Here is a 16,205-nt window from a genome sequence, read left to right on the forward strand (position 1 = left end):
TTATTGTTCGCCGCCTTTTTTTACACGATCCGAAATATCGTACGTATTTAATGCAATATCTGTAAACAACACACCGTTCAAGTGGTCGATTTCATGCTGGAATGCTCGTGCAAAATATCCTTTCGCTTCGAGCTTAAACGTTTCTCCGTCACTGTTTTGCCCTTGTACAACGATGCGGTCAGCACGTAGCACCTCACCGTTCAAATTCGGAATACTTAAGCAGCCTTCCGGACCGATTTGCTCACCCTCACGCTCTAAGATTACCGGGTTAACCATCTCAACAAGCCCATTCTCATCCCCTACATCAACGACAATGACGCGCTTAGAGATACCAATCTGAGGAGCAGCAAGACCAACGCCTTCTGCATCATACATCGTCTCTGCCATATCCTTTAGAAGCTTTTTCAAATTGGAATTAAACTTCGTCACCTCTTTAGCTACTTCACGCAGCACAGGATCCGGGTCCTTTACAATAATTCGTATACTCATCTTTATCCCTCTCTTATCTTCAGTCTATCTTTCATTGTTGTTGTTAATTACAGGATCACTTGTGGATCAATATCAACACTGAATTGAACCTGCTTACTCAGCTTACCTTCTACAAATGGCTTCATCGCACGTTCTAAGAGCGAAGATGCATCTATGCTTCCTCGATATTTTATCACACATTGGTAACGGTATCGATCCTTAATACGCGCAAGAGGTGAAGCAACTGGACCAAGAATTTCTAGCGCACGCATCATCCGGCTATGCAGCGGAACGAGCACGCCTTCATATTCAGCAAGCTCCCTTAGCTCTTGTGCAAATCTCGCACTAACTTCCGTCAGCTGATCGAGTCTCTCTGACGACATCGTAATACACACTAATCGGCAGTAAGGGGGATACATCATCTGCATTCTCAGCTCCAGCTCCTGCTCCAGAAACTGCTCGTAATGATGATCCGCAGCCGCTACGATCGCATAATGCTCTGGGTTATACGTTTGAATCATAACCTCACCTTGCAAGTGATGGCGACCTGCTCTGCCTGCCACTTGTGTTAGCAGCTGGAACGTCCGCTCAGCAGAACGAAAATCCGGCAGATTTAAAGTTGTATCGGCAGCGATAACGCCTACTAATGTAACATATGGGAAATCAAGCCCTTTTGCAACCATTTGCGTCCCAAGTAGCACATCCGCTTTCCGCTCACCGAAAGCTTTAAGAAGCTTTTCATGCGAATTTTTTTCAGTCGTCGTGTCTACATCCATGCGAATAACACGAATACCTGGGAACAGCTTCGCAAGCTCCTCCTCAACCTTCTGAGTGCCAGTGCCAAAGAACCGGATATGCTCAGAGTCGCAGCTTGGACATGTTCGAGGCTCCTGCTCCGTGTAACCACAATAATGACAGCGCAGCACATGCGTTTTCTGGTGAAAAGTTAAAGAGATGTCACAATGTGGACAAGCAGCAGTATATCCGCAAGATCTGCACATAACAAAGGTAGAGTAACCGCGTCGATTAAGCAGCAGAACAGCCTGCTCCCCACGCTCCAGCCGCAGCTTTAACGCGTCGTACAGCGAAGTAGAAAACATCGAGCGATTTCCTCGTGACAGCTCGTCTCTCATATCAACAATATGCACCTCTGGCATAGGCTGACCTGACACTCTTTCAGGCATAGGCAGAAGAGGCGGCTCGCTGCCGTCAGCAGGCGTGCGGCTCGCTGCCATATACGTTTCAAGCGAAGGTGTAGCTGACCCCAGCACAACTACTGCCCCATGCTGCTTAGCACGACGCACAGCAACATCACGAGCATGGTATTTGGGCGTATCGTCTTGCTTATAGGATGTTTCATGCTCTTCATCAATAATAATGAGTCCGATCTGAGCAAACGGTGCAAAGATAGCGGACCTCGCACCTACCACAACATCGGCTTGACCATGACGTATTTTACGCCATTCATCATAACGTTCTCCATCAGATAATCTACTGTGCATAACAGCTACAGCATCACCAAAACGTGATTTGAACCGTTCAACCATTTGCGGAGTAAGTGAAATTTCGGGTACGAGCACGATCGCCTGCCTGCCTAAAGCTAAGCAATCTGCAATGCTTTGCAGATATACCTCCGTTTTACCACTGCCCGTTACACCATACAGCAGCATCGTCTGTCCTGATTGCTGGTGCATCTGTTCAATAATGCGATGATAGACCTGCTGCTGCAGCGAAGTAAGCGGGAGGGGCTTGCTACGAGCAAATTCCCGTCCTTTATAGGGATCACGCTTTTGTTCGACCTCAACTAAATGAAGTATGCCTTTATCGACAAGACTATGTACAACACTTGAGCTCGTATTCAGCTCAGCGACAAGCTTTGCAAGCGCAATTGGTACTGGATGCTCAAGCATATACGTGAGCACCTCATGCTGCTTACGCGCTTTTTTCAAGGATTCCAGCTGCCCCTTTGCAGCCTCTAGATCATCAGGAGGCATGACAGTTAATGCCTTCTTTACGCCCATGCGATCTTTTACCTTTGCTGATAAAGTCAATATACCCTGCTGCACAGCCTGCTTGATTTCACGATGCTCCTCGGGGAACATCGACATTAGCTTATTAAAGGATATCGAGCCTCCTTCAGCCTGCAGCACTTGCAGCCACGCCTTATCTGAGTACTCTCCAGTTTGAGAGGAATCAGATAAAGCGATATATTTAACTTCCTTGCCCTTTAAAGCTGTAGGAAGCATCACCTGAAGAGAAGCGATGCGTGAGCAGCAATATTTATGACTTAGCCATTCTGACAGATCAACCATATCTGGCAGCAGGGGTGGTGCTGGATCAAGCAGCTCCTTAATCTCCTTCAGCTTAGTAGAATCATAATCCGTATCTGTAGACAAACCGACAACGAAGCCCTGCAGCACTCGCGGACCAAAAGGTACACCCACCCGGCTACCAATCTCGATCCATGGCTGCATGTCGTGCGGCACCTCATAATCAAAAGGCCGATCCGTTTGACGGCTCGGCACATCAACAATAATATTAGCGATCACGTTCATCATCCTTAGCTTCTAATGCATGCTGTGCAACGATGTTTAGCAGCCGCCGTGCAGCGTCCAGCTTCGACATGAGTGGAAGCCGCTCCACAAGTCCTTGCTTACTGTAAATCGAAATGATATTCGTATCACCGTTAAAGCCAGCACCTTCTGTCGATACATCATTGGCGATAATAAAATCACAATTTTTCCGGTTAAGTTTATCGAGCGCATATACGTCGATCTGCTCTGTCTCAGCGGCAAAGCCGACAACCGTCTGGTGTGATTTTCGTTTACCTATCGTCTCTAGTATATCCGTTGTTCGCTCTAATTGTAACACCAGCTCATCAGAGCCTGTTTTTTTAAGCTTTTGGTTATGAATAACCTTAGGACGATAATCAGCGACAGCAGCAGACTTAATGACAATATCGCTAGTTTCAAAGCGAGCAAGCACCGCTTGCAGCATATCCTCTGCAGATTCTACCTGTACCAGCTCTACGCCTTGTGGAGCTGGTGCGCTAGTGCGACCAGCAATAACGGTCACTTCAGCGCCCTGCTCTTGAGCAGCTTGTGCTACAGCGAAGCCCATTTTACCTGATGAGTCATTGGTTAAATATCGTACAGGATCAAGCCGCTCAATCGTTCCTCCAGCTGTTACGAGAACCTTCTTCCCAGCAAGCAGCTTAGGCTGATTAAGCCATTGATCCAAGGTAGCGACGATATCTTCAGGCTCAGCCAGTCTGCCCTTGGCCACATAGCCACAAGCTAGCTGCCCTGTACCTGGCTCTATAAATTGAACACCGCGCTGCATAAGCAGTTCAATATTGTGAACGACTGCAGGATGCTCATACATATGAACGTTCATCGCTGGGGCAATAACGATTGGACAGGTAGCAGCCAGCATGGTTGTGCTAAGCATATCATCTGCTAGCCCATGCGCTAGCTTCGCAATTACATTAGCGGTGGCTGGAGCAAGGAGAATAGCATCAGCCCGATCGGCGAGATCAATATGTGTGACAACCTCCGGATTACGCTCCTCAAAGGTATCGATATGAACTGGATTTTTCGAGAGCGTTTGGAGCGTAAGCGGCGTAATAAATTTAGCCGCCGATTCCGTCATCATGACGTGAACCTCTGCACCTAAGCTAACGAGCCTGCTGCATATTGTCGCTGCCTTGTAAGCGGCAATACCACCGCTAATTCCAAGTATGATTGTCTTTCCGTTTAACACTATGCCATCTCCTGTCCTAACGTTAAATCCAGAGCGCGCTTACCAGTTCAAGCGCTCCTTCGCGTTTTGTAAATGTGCCAAGTGGTGATAAGCATGCCATCTCGTAAAGCTTAAAAATTGCTTCAAGGACATCTGAGTGCCCTTCTCCGGATGATAAAACTGACGTTCAAATTCAGCAATGCTCATCGATTTAAGTAAAGTAGTCATTCTTGCAAAGGTTCCTTCAATAATTGACAAGCTCGCTGTAATCGTCATGTCTTTCGTATCACTTAACAATGACCAACGATCCTCGAGAAAAGGCTTAATCGTAGGATTATTTTCTGTTAGCGCTAACTTAAAGCGGATTAGTGCATGCATAGAAAAATCAGCAACATGATGTACAACTTGACGTATTGTCCAGCCTCCGGTTCTATACGGTGTATCGAGCTGCTCCTCAGACAGCTGGGCAACGAGCCCACTAATCTGTGATGAGTATTGCTCTAATTGCTGAATCCACTCATCTTTTTGTGCAGCGGTCATGCCTTCAAACACAAATCTTCCAATCGGATAAGTTAAGTTTTCCATCATAATCCCTCCTAGAAAATAAGTTGTGTCATCGCCTAGAATGAAGTAATATGAAGCCTTTAGCAATTTTCCCTTTATCATATCATATTTTCTCGTAAGGTAAGTAATTCAACATATCGTATAAATTAACCTTCTTTTTGTGCAAATAAATTAAAAAAGATGTGTGCAGCCAGCTGCACACATCTTTTTATCGCAACAACAGTATATTACGCCTTTTCCTGTTGACGGGCATCCTTCTGCTCGTCTTTTTCCTTACCAGGAATATACTCAACCTTGATAAGGTCAGCATAAATTTCTTCTAGTGCAAAGCCTACCGCTTTATGTGAGCGAGCACCTGTCAGCTCTGACTTTTCACCGTTACGCAGCATTCTAGCTCGCTTTGATGCTGCAACAACTAATGTATACTTGCTATCTACCTTCTGTACTAATTCATCAATCGATGGGTATAACATCGCACATTCACCTCATTTATGCTTTCTCAGCAGCGGCAGCCATATTCAATATATGGTCTGGTAGACGCTCCCGGCGGCAGTTCTCTGCAATAATAATACTACGAATTTTGTCACACGCTACCTCGATATGATCATTCGTAACCGCATAATCATAATGATTAAGCAGACCCATTTCCTGAGCAGCAACATTCATACGTGTATTAATTGTATCCAATGTTTCCGTTCCTCGTCCGATAATTCTTGCCTTTAGCTCATCAAACGATGGCGGCAACAGAAATACCATGATCGCTTCAGGGAATTTTTCCTTAACCTTTACAGCCCCCTGGACTTCAATCTCTAAGATGACATTTTTACCAGAGGCCAATGTCTCTTCAACGAAGCTGCGCGGTGTGCCGTAATAATTACCAACATACTCCGCATACTCAAGCATTGCGTCCGCTTTGATTAGCTCGACAAACTGCTCTTTTGTTTTGAAAAAGTAATTTACCCCATCAATTTCGCCTGGTCGCGGCTGTCTAGTCGTAGCAGACACGGAGTATACAAGCTCTGGCATACGTGCACGCAAAGCAGTGCATACGGTTCCTTTACCTACTCCGGCAGGACCCGACAAAACAATTAACAATCCCATTGTTCTAAACTCCTCGTACTATTCATCATTATCATCGTCCTTCGTGGACAATCGGTGTGCAACAGTTTCTGGCTGCACAGCAGATAAAATCACATGGTCGCTGTCGGTAATAATAACCGCACGAGTACGACGTCCATACGTAGCATCAATAAGCATATGGCGATCACGCGCCTCTTGAATAATACGCTTAATTGGAGCCGATTCAGGGCTTACGATCGAAATAATACGATTCGCAGAAACAATGTTACCGAACCCGATATTGATAAGCTTAATGGCCAAGCCAGATCCCCCTTTTGCATGCATCTTTCAATTGTAAGATACAAATGCAACACACCATATTCAGTAGTATAGAAAATGATTCCTATTGCTAGTGTTAACGAAAACACTATTCAACATACAATAATTCATAGCTATACAATAACATAAATTTCATTTTAATTGATTTTTGCAAGCAGAACAAGCTCTAACGACAATTTTCTCGCAATCTGTACGTTAGACGCGTGTTTTCTCATGAATATACTCAGTTAATTGCACAGCCATATTGTAGTGAAGGAATGGCGTCATAATATAAATTCCGTTGAAATGCTTAATCGCACAATCGATAAGCTCCTTAGCAATTTTAACCCCTTCAGCCCGTCCAGCTTCACCCTCTAGTCCAGACATTCGTGCACGAACCTCATCCGACAGCTGAATACCTGGTACTTCGTTATGCAGATACTCTGCATTTCTACCGTTCGCAAGAGGCATAATCCCGATAAATATTGGAACAGAAAGGTGCTTCGTCGCTTCAGCAATTCGTTCAATTAGTGCAACGTCATATACCGGCTGAGTCATAATGTAATCTGCCCCAGCTGTAATTTTTCGTTCTAAGCGCTGCACCGCTTTATCCAAATGCTTAACATTCGGGTTGAATGCTCCGCCAACGATAAAATTCGCCTTTTGCTTTAATGGCTTACCGGAAAAAGCGATGCCGTCATTAAGCTGCTTCGTCATACGGATCAATTCAAAGCTGGTCAGATCATAAACTGAGCTTGAGTCTGGCAAATCTCCGAAGCGCGCTGGATCTCCAGTAACGGCCAACACATGATCGATACCTAGAGCGTCAAGACCCATGAGATGAGACTGAGTACCAATCAGATTACGGTCACGACATGCGATATGAATAAGTGGAGTCAATCCGATATGCTCCTGAACGAGCGCCGCTAGCGCCAGGTTACTCATACGCGTTACAGCTAAAGAGTTATCTGCCATCGTTACGGCATCAACGTTGCAATCTTTAAGTGCCTGAGCGCCTTGCATAAATTTCGTAATATCGAGATCACGTGGTGGATCAAGCTCTACAATAACGGTATGACGCTCCTTCACCTTCTTAAGAATATTTTCACTACTGCGACGAGCGCTGCCCCATTTCGCTTGAATAGTCGAAGGCTCGCTTGCTTCGATTGGCTTCTTCTTAGGTGCAATGACAGGTGCTGTAGGTATGTAGCCATGAAGCGCCTCTGCAATCGCAGCAATATGATCAGGTGTTGTACCACAGCAGCCACCAATTAAACGTGCTCCACGATCAGCAAATTGCTGTGACATCTTGGCAAAATAATCTGGACCAGCGGAATATTCATACTTCCCATCCTCAAAGCTGGCAGCACCAGCATTCGGAAAGACAGAATACGTCAGCTTGTCCGAATGGATACCATCAATCAGCTTCAATATCCCATTAGGTCCAGTTCGACAGTTGAAGCCGACAATGTCTGCTCCTTCACTAAGCAGCTGATCGAACGCTGTATCTAGCGCATAGCCATCCACTGTTCTCCCCGAATCCTCAGCTGCGAATTGACAAATAATAGGTACATTCGTCTCTTCACGCGCAATGCGCAAAGCGAGCATCATTTCATCTAGATCATAGAAGGTTTCAAAAAGCAGTCCATCTACACCTTCAGAGAGTAAAGCATGAATTTGACGATGAAGCGCATCAGTTAGCTGCAGCGTTCGAACATTTCCTCGCTTGCCATCTCGTATAGAGCCTACCGTTCCAACAACATAGGCATTTTTTTCTGCTGCTTCACGGGCTAGTCGAACAGCCATGCGGTTAATTTCCTCAACTTGATCCTCTATGCCGTAGCGCGAAAACTTCACACTGTTGGCTTGGTACGTGTTCGTTTGGATCACTTGTGCACCTGCAGCAACATACTGACGATGAACATCTAGCACAGCTTCAGGCTTTGTAGTTACATACTGCTCATATGGAACACCAATAGGGAACCCCATCTTATACAGAAAGGTTCCCATTGCTCCGTCACCAACTAAGATGCGTGAATTTAGCGCATCTCTGAAATTCAATTCCATCCCTGCAACGCCACCTATATACTCTACTCGAACCTGCCGCGAAACACCTCTTCCGCAGATCCTGTCATATATACATGATTATCGCTTGAATTCCATTCAATGTAAAGGTCTCCGCCTTGCAAAGATATTTTCGCTTCCCGGTCAGTCACGCCGCGAAGAGCAGAAGCGACCAATGTTGCACAAGCTCCAGTGCCGCACGCAAGCGTTGGTCCAGCTCCTCTTTCCCACACACGCATCTCAACATGGTTGCGATTATATACTGTAATAAATTCAACATTTATTTTTTTGGGAAATAGCTCATGCTTCTCCAGCATAGGCCCAATAACAGAATAATCAAAGTTTGCTGCATCCTCCACTGGAATAACACAGTGTGGATTGCCCATTGAAACCGCTGTAAAGCTGTACTTCTGACCATTCACTTCAATCGGATGCTCTACGACTTGCGGTGCATCGATTAATGTAGGAATTTGTGTACCATTTAGAATCGGTTCTCCCATATCAACGCGAACCTTTTCGACCTTTCCATTTTCAATGGTCAATTGTACCTTTTGTACACCAGCACCTAATGTTTCAATAGCAAGTTCGTCTCGATCAATGAGACCGTTATCGTACACGTACTTAGATACACAGCGAATCGCATTACCGCATTGCTCCGCTTCCGTTCCGTCTGAATTAATGATGCGCATAGAAAAGTCCGCGCGCTCGGAGGGCAGGATATACACTAAGCCATCCGCACCTATGCCATACCAACGATTGCATACGTCAATAGCAAGCTGTGACACATTACTTGGCAGTTCTCTCTCACCATATACAACAATAAAGTCATTACCTAGTCCATGCATTTTTGTAAATTCCATCTTCTCTCTCTCCTCGTCCGTCTAATAAATATCTGTGTAAATAAGCATAGAAAAAGACGAGGAGATTGAGAATAAAGCATTTGTATAAACATTTGCACAATTGTGTGATACGTTCATTGAAGCCGGATGTCGAAGCATCCTCTACAAATTAAAGATTCATAAGTTCGGCTTTCAGGACCAAGAAGATGGCACGCTAGTAGAAAACGAGGAGCGCAGCGTACGGTGTTGGTACGTGAGCACCAAAGTTTTCGCTAGCGTGCCATATTCGCCGCCGACTACGCTCCAGAGCAACGCATCGTCATCAATGCCGGACGGTTGAAGCATCCTATTCCAATAAAGCTTCATAAGTTCGGCTTTCAGCGCTACACTCATTCCCTCTATCGCTCGAACCTTCCTGCGGAAGGAGGGTGGCTTATATAGCGAATGAGTTCCGCTGTTGCTATTACTAGAAAGCAAGGAGCGCAGCGTACGTACTTGGTACGTGAGCACCAAAGTTTTCGCTAGCGTGCCATATTCGCCGCCGAATCAACTACAACGCAATAACATCGTCATCAAAGCCGAACGTTGAAGCATCCTCTTCCAAATAAAGCTTCATAAGTTCGGCTTTCAGGACCAAGAAGCTTGAGCGCTAGTAGAAAACGAGTAGCGCAGCGTACGGTGTTGGTACGTGAGCACCAAAGTTTTCGCTAGCGGGCCATATTCGCCGCCGACTAAGCTTCAACGCAATAGCATCGTCATCAAAGCCGGACGTTGAAGCATCCCCTAAGCAGCTTTCGCTGTGGAGCTCCACTTTTTGTTACTCTTCGTCTTCCCACCACTAAGCACGCTACCGACGCCAAAGAACAGCGTAGGGAATGCAGCAGCAACAATGACTAGACACCATTCACGCAGGCCAATAGACACCGTGTTAAATATCGGCTGTAGAGCCTCGATATACATAACGCCTAGCATGAGCACAAGCGATGAAACGACTGCAAGCACAAGATATTTGTTCTCTAAAATATTTCGGTGGAAGATGGAGCGTGAGCTGCGGCAATCAAACACATGAATGAGCTGTGCCATAACAAGTGTTGCAAAAGCTACGGTTTGCGCTCGTACAAGATCTCCCTCCAGCAATGTCACCCAAAATGCACCTAATGTACATAATCCGATTAATACGCCGCGGCTAATGATTTTCCAGCCTAAGCGTCTTGCAAATATATTTTCCTTTGCTTTTCTCGGCTTGTGCTGCATCAAATCATTTTCAGATTGATCCACACCTAAAGCCATAGCAGGCAAGCCATCCGTCACGAGATTGACCCATAGAATTTGAATTGGAACTAATGGTAGCGGCAATCCAGCCATCATCGCAAAGAACATCACTAATATTTCACCGACATTCGATGCAAGCAAGTATCGAATAAACTTACGTATGTTTTCATAGATGCCACGACCCTCTTCAATAGCTGCTACAATGGTTGAGAAGTTATCGTCACTTAGGATGAGAGAGGAAGCTTCTTTCGATACATCAGTACCGTTAATCCCCATTGCAATGCCAATATCTGCTGCTTTAATCGCTGGCGCATCATTCACGCCATCACCTGTCATAGCGACGACATGTCCTTTACGCTGCAAGGATCGTACAATTCGCAGCTTATGCTCTGGCGATACACGTGCATATACATAGATGTTTTCAACACGCTGATCGAGCTCCTCATCCGATAGCTGTTCAAGCTGCTTGCCAGATAATGTCTCGCCTCCGCGCGGGATAATGCCAAGTGAGCCAGCAATCGCCTCTGCAGTAAGCTGGTGATCTCCTGTTATCATCACTGTTTTTATTCCTGCTGCTCGGCAAGTGGCGATCGCATCCTTCACCTCTGCTCGAGGCGGGTCGATCATGCCGGTTAAGCCTACAAAAATTAAATTCCTTTCAGCATCTGCCGCATCAGCAAGACGATTCGATGAAGTAAGATCTCGGTAGGCAAAGGCAAGCACACGCAGTGCTGACTGTGCCATTTTTTCATTCGCCGCTTGACACTTCGCTTTAAGCGCAGGCGTCATGCTGATTACTTTTCCTTGCCACAAAATATGTGTACATTGATCAAGCAGCACATCAGGGGCACCCTTTACGTGCAATATGCGGCCGCCCTGATGCTCTGACACCACCGACATGAGCTTGCGCTCTGAATCAAATGGAAACTCCTGGATTCTGCGGTATTGTGTTTCGAGCAGCTTGACGGGTGAGCCTAGCTTAGCGGCTAATACGGTAAGTGCTCCCTCCGTCGGGTCTCCATTCAGTACCCACTCCTCCTGCTCGACCATCGCTTTCCCTTTACGCTGTACCGTTTCTTGCTTTTCAATTCTTGCGTTGTTGCACAGAGCACTAATTTGCAGCAGACGTTTTACCGAATTATCGTGCCTAACATCAAGCTCCTGTTCGTTCTCCAGCACCTTGCCGACTGGTTCATAGCCGTCTCCTGTCACCTTTAAGGTGCGATCACTTAGCCACATTCTTGTTACGGTCATTTTGTTTTGTGTGAGCGTTCCTGTCTTATCGGAGCATATGACAGAAGCACAGCCAAGCGTCTCGACGGAAGGCAGCTTCCGAACAATTGCCTTACGTTTAATCATTCGCTGTACGCCAAGTGCAAGCGCAACTGTAACAATGGCAGGCAGCCCCTCTGGAATGGCTGCGACTGCAAGGCTGACCCCAGCTAAGAACATGCCATATACAGGCTGCCCATGCATAATACCCGCTACGATAACCATAATGGTTAGTGCGATAGCAATACCTATTAATAGCTTGCCCAGCTGCTCTAAACGGTGCTGCAGCGGAGTTTGCATTTCCTCTGTCGCTTGAATCAGGTTCGCGATATTACCCATTTCTGTGGCCATTCCTGTCCGAATGACAATACCACGTGCTGTCCCGCGCGTGACTAACGTTCCCATGAAGCCGATATTTCGCTGATCACCTAAAGGAAGCTCTGCCTCACGTAGCGTGCTTTCATGCTTAGACACAGGAATCGATTCACCTGTTAGCGCTGACTCTTCTACATAGCAGTTGTTAGCCTCTAGAAAACGAATATCAGCAGGTACACGATCCCCACTTTCAAGCAGGACAATATCGCCGATGACTAGCTCCTTCGTTGCTACCGTAAACTGCTTTCCTTCACGAATAACTTTAGCGGTTGGAGCCGACAGCTCTTTTAGTGCAACGAGAGAACGCTCCGCACGAAACTCTTGAATAAAGCCAAGAACAGCATTGATCACTAAGATTGCCAGTATCGTTATAGCATCCAAATACTCTCCAAGCAGACCAGAGATTAATGTCGCTCCCATAAGCACTAAAACCATGAAATCTTTAAACTGATTCAGAAACAATGTGAGCGGTGAAAGTTTTTTCGTCTCAGCTAGCTCATTCCAGCCATGCTCGGCAAGACGCTCATTAACAGCCTCTATGCTTAATCCAGACTCTTCCGAGCTATTCAGCGTATCAACGAGCTCCTTTCGATCCAATTGATGCCAAAATAGTTGACTCATCCTCTGCTTCCCTCCTGTTTTTGTCCAGTTTCCTAGACAACCTTTCTAACGTAAATGTATTCGGACAAACAATAAAATATCCCTAAAGCACTTAAGTTTTTACTTTAGTTATGGCATGATAGAATTATGAATTGAGGAAATGAGGACAAAGTCATGGCTTTAGACGGAATTGTAATAAAGAGTCTTGTAGACGAGCTGCAACAATGTATCGGAGCTCGCATCCATAAAATCCATCAGCCAACGAACCAAGAGCTTGTGTTCGGTATTCGCGGAAATGGAATGAGCGGTAAGCTGCTACTGTCTGCTAATCCTACGTATCCACGTGTACATTTTACGAATGCAACCTATATTAACCCTTTAGAGGCTCCAATGTTTTGCATGCTGATGCGAAAGTACTGTGAGGGCGGTGTCATTGAACGAATTACCCAGGTTGGCCGTGAACGAATTATCCATATCGATGTTCGCCACCGTGATGAGGTTGGCGATACATCGTTCAAGCGGATCATCGTTGAATTAATGGGTCGACACTCCAATATTATCCTTATCGATCCGGACACGAATACGGTGCATGATGGCATTCAACACGTAACGCCAGCAGTGAGCAGCTACCGTATTGTCATGCCAGGAAGCAGCTACACGCCGCCACCTGAGCAGAACAAGCTTGACCCGCTGGCAGTAAACACGAAAGAGCAATTTACTGATGCCTTACATCGAGATGATGAACAAGCCAGTGTTACAAGCAAGACGTTAGTAGGCAGCTTCAGCGGTTTCTCTCCACTGCTTGCAAATGAAATCATCTATCGCGCTATAACGAAGCAGCACGACCAATGGCTCGATGCGACAGAACGTCCGCTTCAGCTTGATGGTCAGCTGCGAGTCGATCATATTGACGACCTATGGTCCAGCTTTAAGCATATGATGGAGACTGTGCAACAGCAGCAGTTCCGCCCAATGATCGTGAAGGAAACTGCTCGTGACAAGCAATATTTCTCTGTCGTTGCACTCACTCATATTGATGGTTCGTTCACAGAATATCGAGCCGTCAGTGAGGTGCTAGAAGCGTTCTATGGCGATAAGGCGGAGCGAGATACTGTCAAGCAGCGCGCTGGGGATTTGATCCGTTTTGTTACGAACGAAATTTCTAAAAATGAGCAAAAGCTTGTAAAGCTGCAGCATACATATGATGAAGCTCAGGATGCAGATCGCTATCGCATTATGGGTGAGCTAATCACGGCTTATATGCATCAGATCAAGCGCGGGGATGAGTCCGTCGATTTAGTTAACTATTACGATGAGAACGGCGCGATCCTCCACGTACTGCTTGATCCACAGCTTACTCCTTCTGAAAATGCTCAGCGGTATTTCAAGCGTTATACGAAGCAAAAAAATTCGCAGGTCAGCGTGATGGAGCAGATCGAGCTTACCAATCGTGAGCTGGAGTATTTTTCTACTCTGTTGCAGCAGCTTGAGCTTGCATCTCTAAGCGATATTGAAGAAATACGTGAGGAGCTCGTAGCTGGCGGTTATTTAAGAGAACGAGTAAAAAAAGGAGCCAAGCGCAAAAAGAGCAACAAGCCTCAGCTGCTATGCTACACTTCCTCAGAAGGTATTGACATCTATGTGGGCAAAAACAATTTGCAAAATGAGTATGTCACCAACCGACTTGCTAACAGTAATGATACTTGGCTGCATACAAAGGATATTCCAGGCTCCCATGTCGTCATTCGCAGCAATGAATTTGGCAATCCAACACTTGAGGAAGCAGCGATGCTTGCGGCATATTATTCTCAAGCTAAATCGTCCAGTATGGTACCAGTTGACTATACCTTGATCCGACATGTGAAAAAGCCAAGCGGTGCTAAGCCTGGCTTTGTCATCTATGATCAGCAAAAAACGGTTTATATTACGCCTGATGAGGAAAAGCTAAAGGCGCTTCCGCATACCGTTAAATAAAAGCAAACAGGCCGGCAGGGTGATCCTGCCGGCCTGTTTGCTTTTTATTCTAAAAAGCTAATTCATTTATTATTTTCTACTTGAATCAATTTCATAATGCACTTATCTAAACAAAGTCAGACGAACAGAATTTATTAATTCCTGTTTTTTGAAGCTTAAGCTGCTTGATGTTTTAATCTTTTATTGATGCGGTCTACTGCTAATTTCGTTGCATTGTATACTAAAGAAACCAGCGTCAAATGTGCTTTTGCTTTTTGACCTGAACGATGACGAATATGATTCAGTTGAAAATACCCCTTCAAATAGGCATTCACACGTTCAACAGCGGTTCGGCGTTTAGCTATATGATCCCAAGATACCGTTCCTCGTGCAGGTGCCGTATACTTGCGAAGACTGGATGTTATTTTAATTTTGTACACCTTTTGACACAAACTATCTTTTTTAAGCGGACATTCTTCACATGCTTTCGGACGGATATACTTTAGCGTCTCGTATTTCGCATCGTAGCTATCATAACGATAGGATTGTTCTCTTACACAGGTTGGAGCAAAATGCTCATCGAATCCGATATATTCGGGTTCTCGTCGACGGTTGTAGGCGATAATCGCATGAGCTTCTGCTTTTCTTACTTGCTCATAAATTGGTTCATGGTCATACCCAGCATCCATTGTTGCATAGCGATACTTAAAGCACGGATGATGAAGGGCAAGCCCCTTTAATAAAGGAATAGCAGCTTTTCCATCATTTAAATTACCTGAAGATAGCAACGCACCTAGAATATATTGACTACTTGTGGCAACCGCCAAATGTGCCTTGTAGCCATACCAAAAGACGTTGTTTTGTTCACTATTTTTCTTGATGCCCCACTGTGGGTCTAGTGGCATCTGTTGGCTTAGCTGTTCGTAGGATGTTGTCAATTGATCAGCTATTTCTCGTTGGTAAATCGTTTTTGTTGCTTCTTCAGCTTGTTTTTGTGCGAGCCAAATCTTATGTTCTTCTTTCGACTTACGTCCACGTTTTTTAGGTTCAGGCTTTTCTTTCGCTTGCTTCTTAGGTGCTTGATCACGAGCGACTACATGTGTAGCATCGATGGCAATCGTATCGTCGAGAATAAATCCTTCTTGCAGTGCATGAGTAATGACTTGTTGTTGCATCTGCTCTAGTGCGTTGCTCTGACTAATTTTCTGAATAAGCCGAGAGTAGGATGCTTCAGAAGGAATGGAATCTGACAGCATAAAGCCACAATCCAGACGAAACAAAAGATCCTCACGGAGCCTTTTGATTAAATCTTTAATTGTCGGGATGCGTGAAATGAGTCTAGCGATTAACGAGTAAATCATCGCCGAGTAGTGAACTTCAACGGGAGCACCAAGCCTTGATTTTTTACTGACCACGGACAGTAAAGGTTGAATATCTATTGCACTAAATATGGCTTCAAAACGAAATTTTTGCTCCATAGAAAACAAGTCTTGCAAGGAAAACAGACTTTCGTGTCGAATATATGGCATAGGGGTTCATCCTTTCATCTCATTGTTTTGGTGGTACTTAACAATTTCGAGATTTGGGGAGGTTCTCCTTTTTTCATGCCTTAGAAAGCTAGTCATATCGGGGCTTTAGATTTATGAAATTGATTCACTTAGCACTTATTTACAACGTAAT

The 16,205-nt window shown here is 45.3% G+C and carries 12 protein-coding genes; 1 reads left to right on the forward strand and 11 read right to left on the reverse strand.

The window, feature by feature from the left end; all coding sequences use genetic code 11:
- The 10 genes from def to NSQ99_RS12450 all read right to left on the reverse strand — a co-directional run bounded on the left by def (position 1) and on the right by NSQ99_RS12450 (position 12,593).
- Complete coding sequence (def, locus tag NSQ99_RS12405; RefSeq protein WP_251665581.1) at positions 1 to 489, reverse strand: peptide deformylase; 489 nt, start codon at positions 487 to 489, stop codon at positions 1 to 3.
- A 47-nt stretch (positions 490 to 536) separates the two neighbouring features.
- Positions 537 to 3,023: a primosomal protein N' gene (gene priA / locus NSQ99_RS12410; RefSeq protein WP_445670550.1), complete on the reverse strand. Its 2,487-nt coding sequence runs from the start codon at positions 3,021 to 3,023 to the stop codon at positions 537 to 539.
- The gene (gene coaBC, locus NSQ99_RS12415) at positions 3,007 to 4,230 is read right to left on the reverse strand and encodes a bifunctional phosphopantothenoylcysteine decarboxylase/phosphopantothenate--cysteine ligase CoaBC (protein ID WP_340836883.1); all 1,224 of its coding nucleotides are present in this window, start codon (positions 4,228 to 4,230) and stop codon (positions 3,007 to 3,009) included. The genes priA and coaBC overlap by 17 nt, the downstream gene beginning before the upstream one ends.
- Before the next feature lie 39 nt (positions 4,231 to 4,269).
- A complete protein-coding gene (locus NSQ99_RS12420) occupies positions 4,270 to 4,797 on the reverse strand; it encodes a YfiT family bacillithiol transferase (protein ID WP_340836885.1) in 528 nt (175 codons plus the stop codon).
- 203 nt (positions 4,798 to 5,000) lie between these two features.
- Complete coding sequence (gene rpoZ / locus NSQ99_RS12425; RefSeq protein ID WP_251665585.1) at positions 5,001 to 5,246, reverse strand: DNA-directed RNA polymerase subunit omega; 246 nt, start codon at positions 5,244 to 5,246, stop codon at positions 5,001 to 5,003.
- 16 nt (positions 5,247 to 5,262) lie between these two features.
- Complete coding sequence (gene gmk / locus NSQ99_RS12430) at positions 5,263 to 5,874, reverse strand: guanylate kinase (RefSeq protein ID WP_340836887.1); 612 nt, start codon at positions 5,872 to 5,874, stop codon at positions 5,263 to 5,265.
- A gap of 18 nt (positions 5,875 to 5,892) precedes the next feature.
- A complete protein-coding gene (gene remA / locus NSQ99_RS12435) occupies positions 5,893 to 6,153 on the reverse strand; it encodes an extracellular matrix/biofilm regulator RemA (RefSeq protein WP_005548256.1) in 261 nt (86 codons plus the stop codon).
- A 213-nt stretch (positions 6,154 to 6,366) separates the two neighbouring features.
- The gene (locus NSQ99_RS12440) at positions 6,367 to 8,217 is read right to left on the reverse strand and encodes a bifunctional homocysteine S-methyltransferase/methylenetetrahydrofolate reductase (protein ID WP_251665587.1); all 1,851 of its coding nucleotides are present in this window, start codon (positions 8,215 to 8,217) and stop codon (positions 6,367 to 6,369) included.
- Between the two features lie 23 nt (positions 8,218 to 8,240).
- Entirely contained in the window at positions 8,241 to 9,074 is an 834-nt protein-coding gene (dapF, locus tag NSQ99_RS12445; RefSeq protein WP_340836967.1) for a diaminopimelate epimerase, read from the reverse strand.
- Between the two features lie 762 nt (positions 9,075 to 9,836).
- Positions 9,837 to 12,593 (reverse strand): calcium-translocating P-type ATPase, SERCA-type, encoded by a 2,757-nt coding sequence (locus NSQ99_RS12450; protein ID WP_251665589.1) that lies wholly within the window; start codon positions 12,591 to 12,593, stop codon positions 9,837 to 9,839.
- 153 nt (positions 12,594 to 12,746) lie between these two features.
- Here NSQ99_RS12450 and NSQ99_RS12455 point away from each other — a divergent pair, with 153 nt between their 5' ends.
- Positions 12,747 to 14,546 (forward strand): Rqc2 family fibronectin-binding protein, encoded by a 1,800-nt coding sequence (locus NSQ99_RS12455; RefSeq protein WP_340836970.1) that lies wholly within the window; start codon positions 12,747 to 12,749, stop codon positions 14,544 to 14,546.
- Between the two features lie 155 nt (positions 14,547 to 14,701).
- Here the strand turns inward: NSQ99_RS12455 and NSQ99_RS12460 are convergent, their stop codons facing one another.
- Positions 14,702 to 16,054, reverse strand: a complete 1,353-nt coding sequence (locus tag NSQ99_RS12460; protein WP_340835123.1) for a transposase — start codon at positions 16,052 to 16,054, stop codon at positions 14,702 to 14,704.
- Positions 16,055 to 16,205: the final 151 nt, after the last annotated feature.

This window comes from Paenibacillus sp. FSL W7-1287 (genome assembly GCF_038004245.1).
GTDB classification, from domain to species: domain Bacteria; phylum Bacillota; class Bacilli; order Paenibacillales; family Paenibacillaceae; genus Pristimantibacillus; species Pristimantibacillus camelliae.

Bases quoted from the DNA above. Each gene is read 5' to 3' on its own strand.
- def (WP_251665581.1), bottom strand. From the start codon at position 489: ATGAGTATACGAATTATTGTAAAGGACCCGGATCCTGTGCTGCGTGAA.
- priA (WP_445670550.1), bottom strand. From the start codon at position 3,023: ATGAACGTGATCGCTAATATTATTGTTGATGTGCCGAGCCGTCAAACG.
- NSQ99_RS12420 (WP_340836885.1), bottom strand. From the start codon at position 4,797: ATGATGGAAAACTTAACTTATCCGATTGGAAGATTTGTGTTTGAAGGC.
- rpoZ (WP_251665585.1), bottom strand. From the start codon at position 5,246: ATGTTATACCCATCGATTGATGAATTAGTACAGAAGGTAGATAGCAAG.
- gmk (WP_340836887.1), bottom strand. From the start codon at position 5,874: ATGGGATTGTTAATTGTTTTGTCGGGTCCTGCCGGAGTAGGTAAAGGA.
- NSQ99_RS12440 (WP_251665587.1), bottom strand. From the start codon at position 8,217: ATGGAATTGAATTTCAGAGATGCGCTAAATTCACGCATCTTAGTTGGT.
- dapF (WP_340836967.1), bottom strand. From the start codon at position 9,074: ATGGAATTTACAAAAATGCATGGACTAGGTAATGACTTTATTGTTGTA.
- NSQ99_RS12450 (WP_251665589.1), bottom strand. From the start codon at position 12,593: ATGAGTCAACTATTTTGGCATCAATTGGATCGAAAGGAGCTCGTTGAT.
- NSQ99_RS12455 (WP_340836970.1), top strand. From the start codon at position 12,747: ATGGCTTTAGACGGAATTGTAATAAAGAGTCTTGTAGACGAGCTGCAA.
- NSQ99_RS12460 (WP_340835123.1), bottom strand. From the start codon at position 16,054: ATGCCATATATTCGACACGAAAGTCTGTTTTCCTTGCAAGACTTGTTT.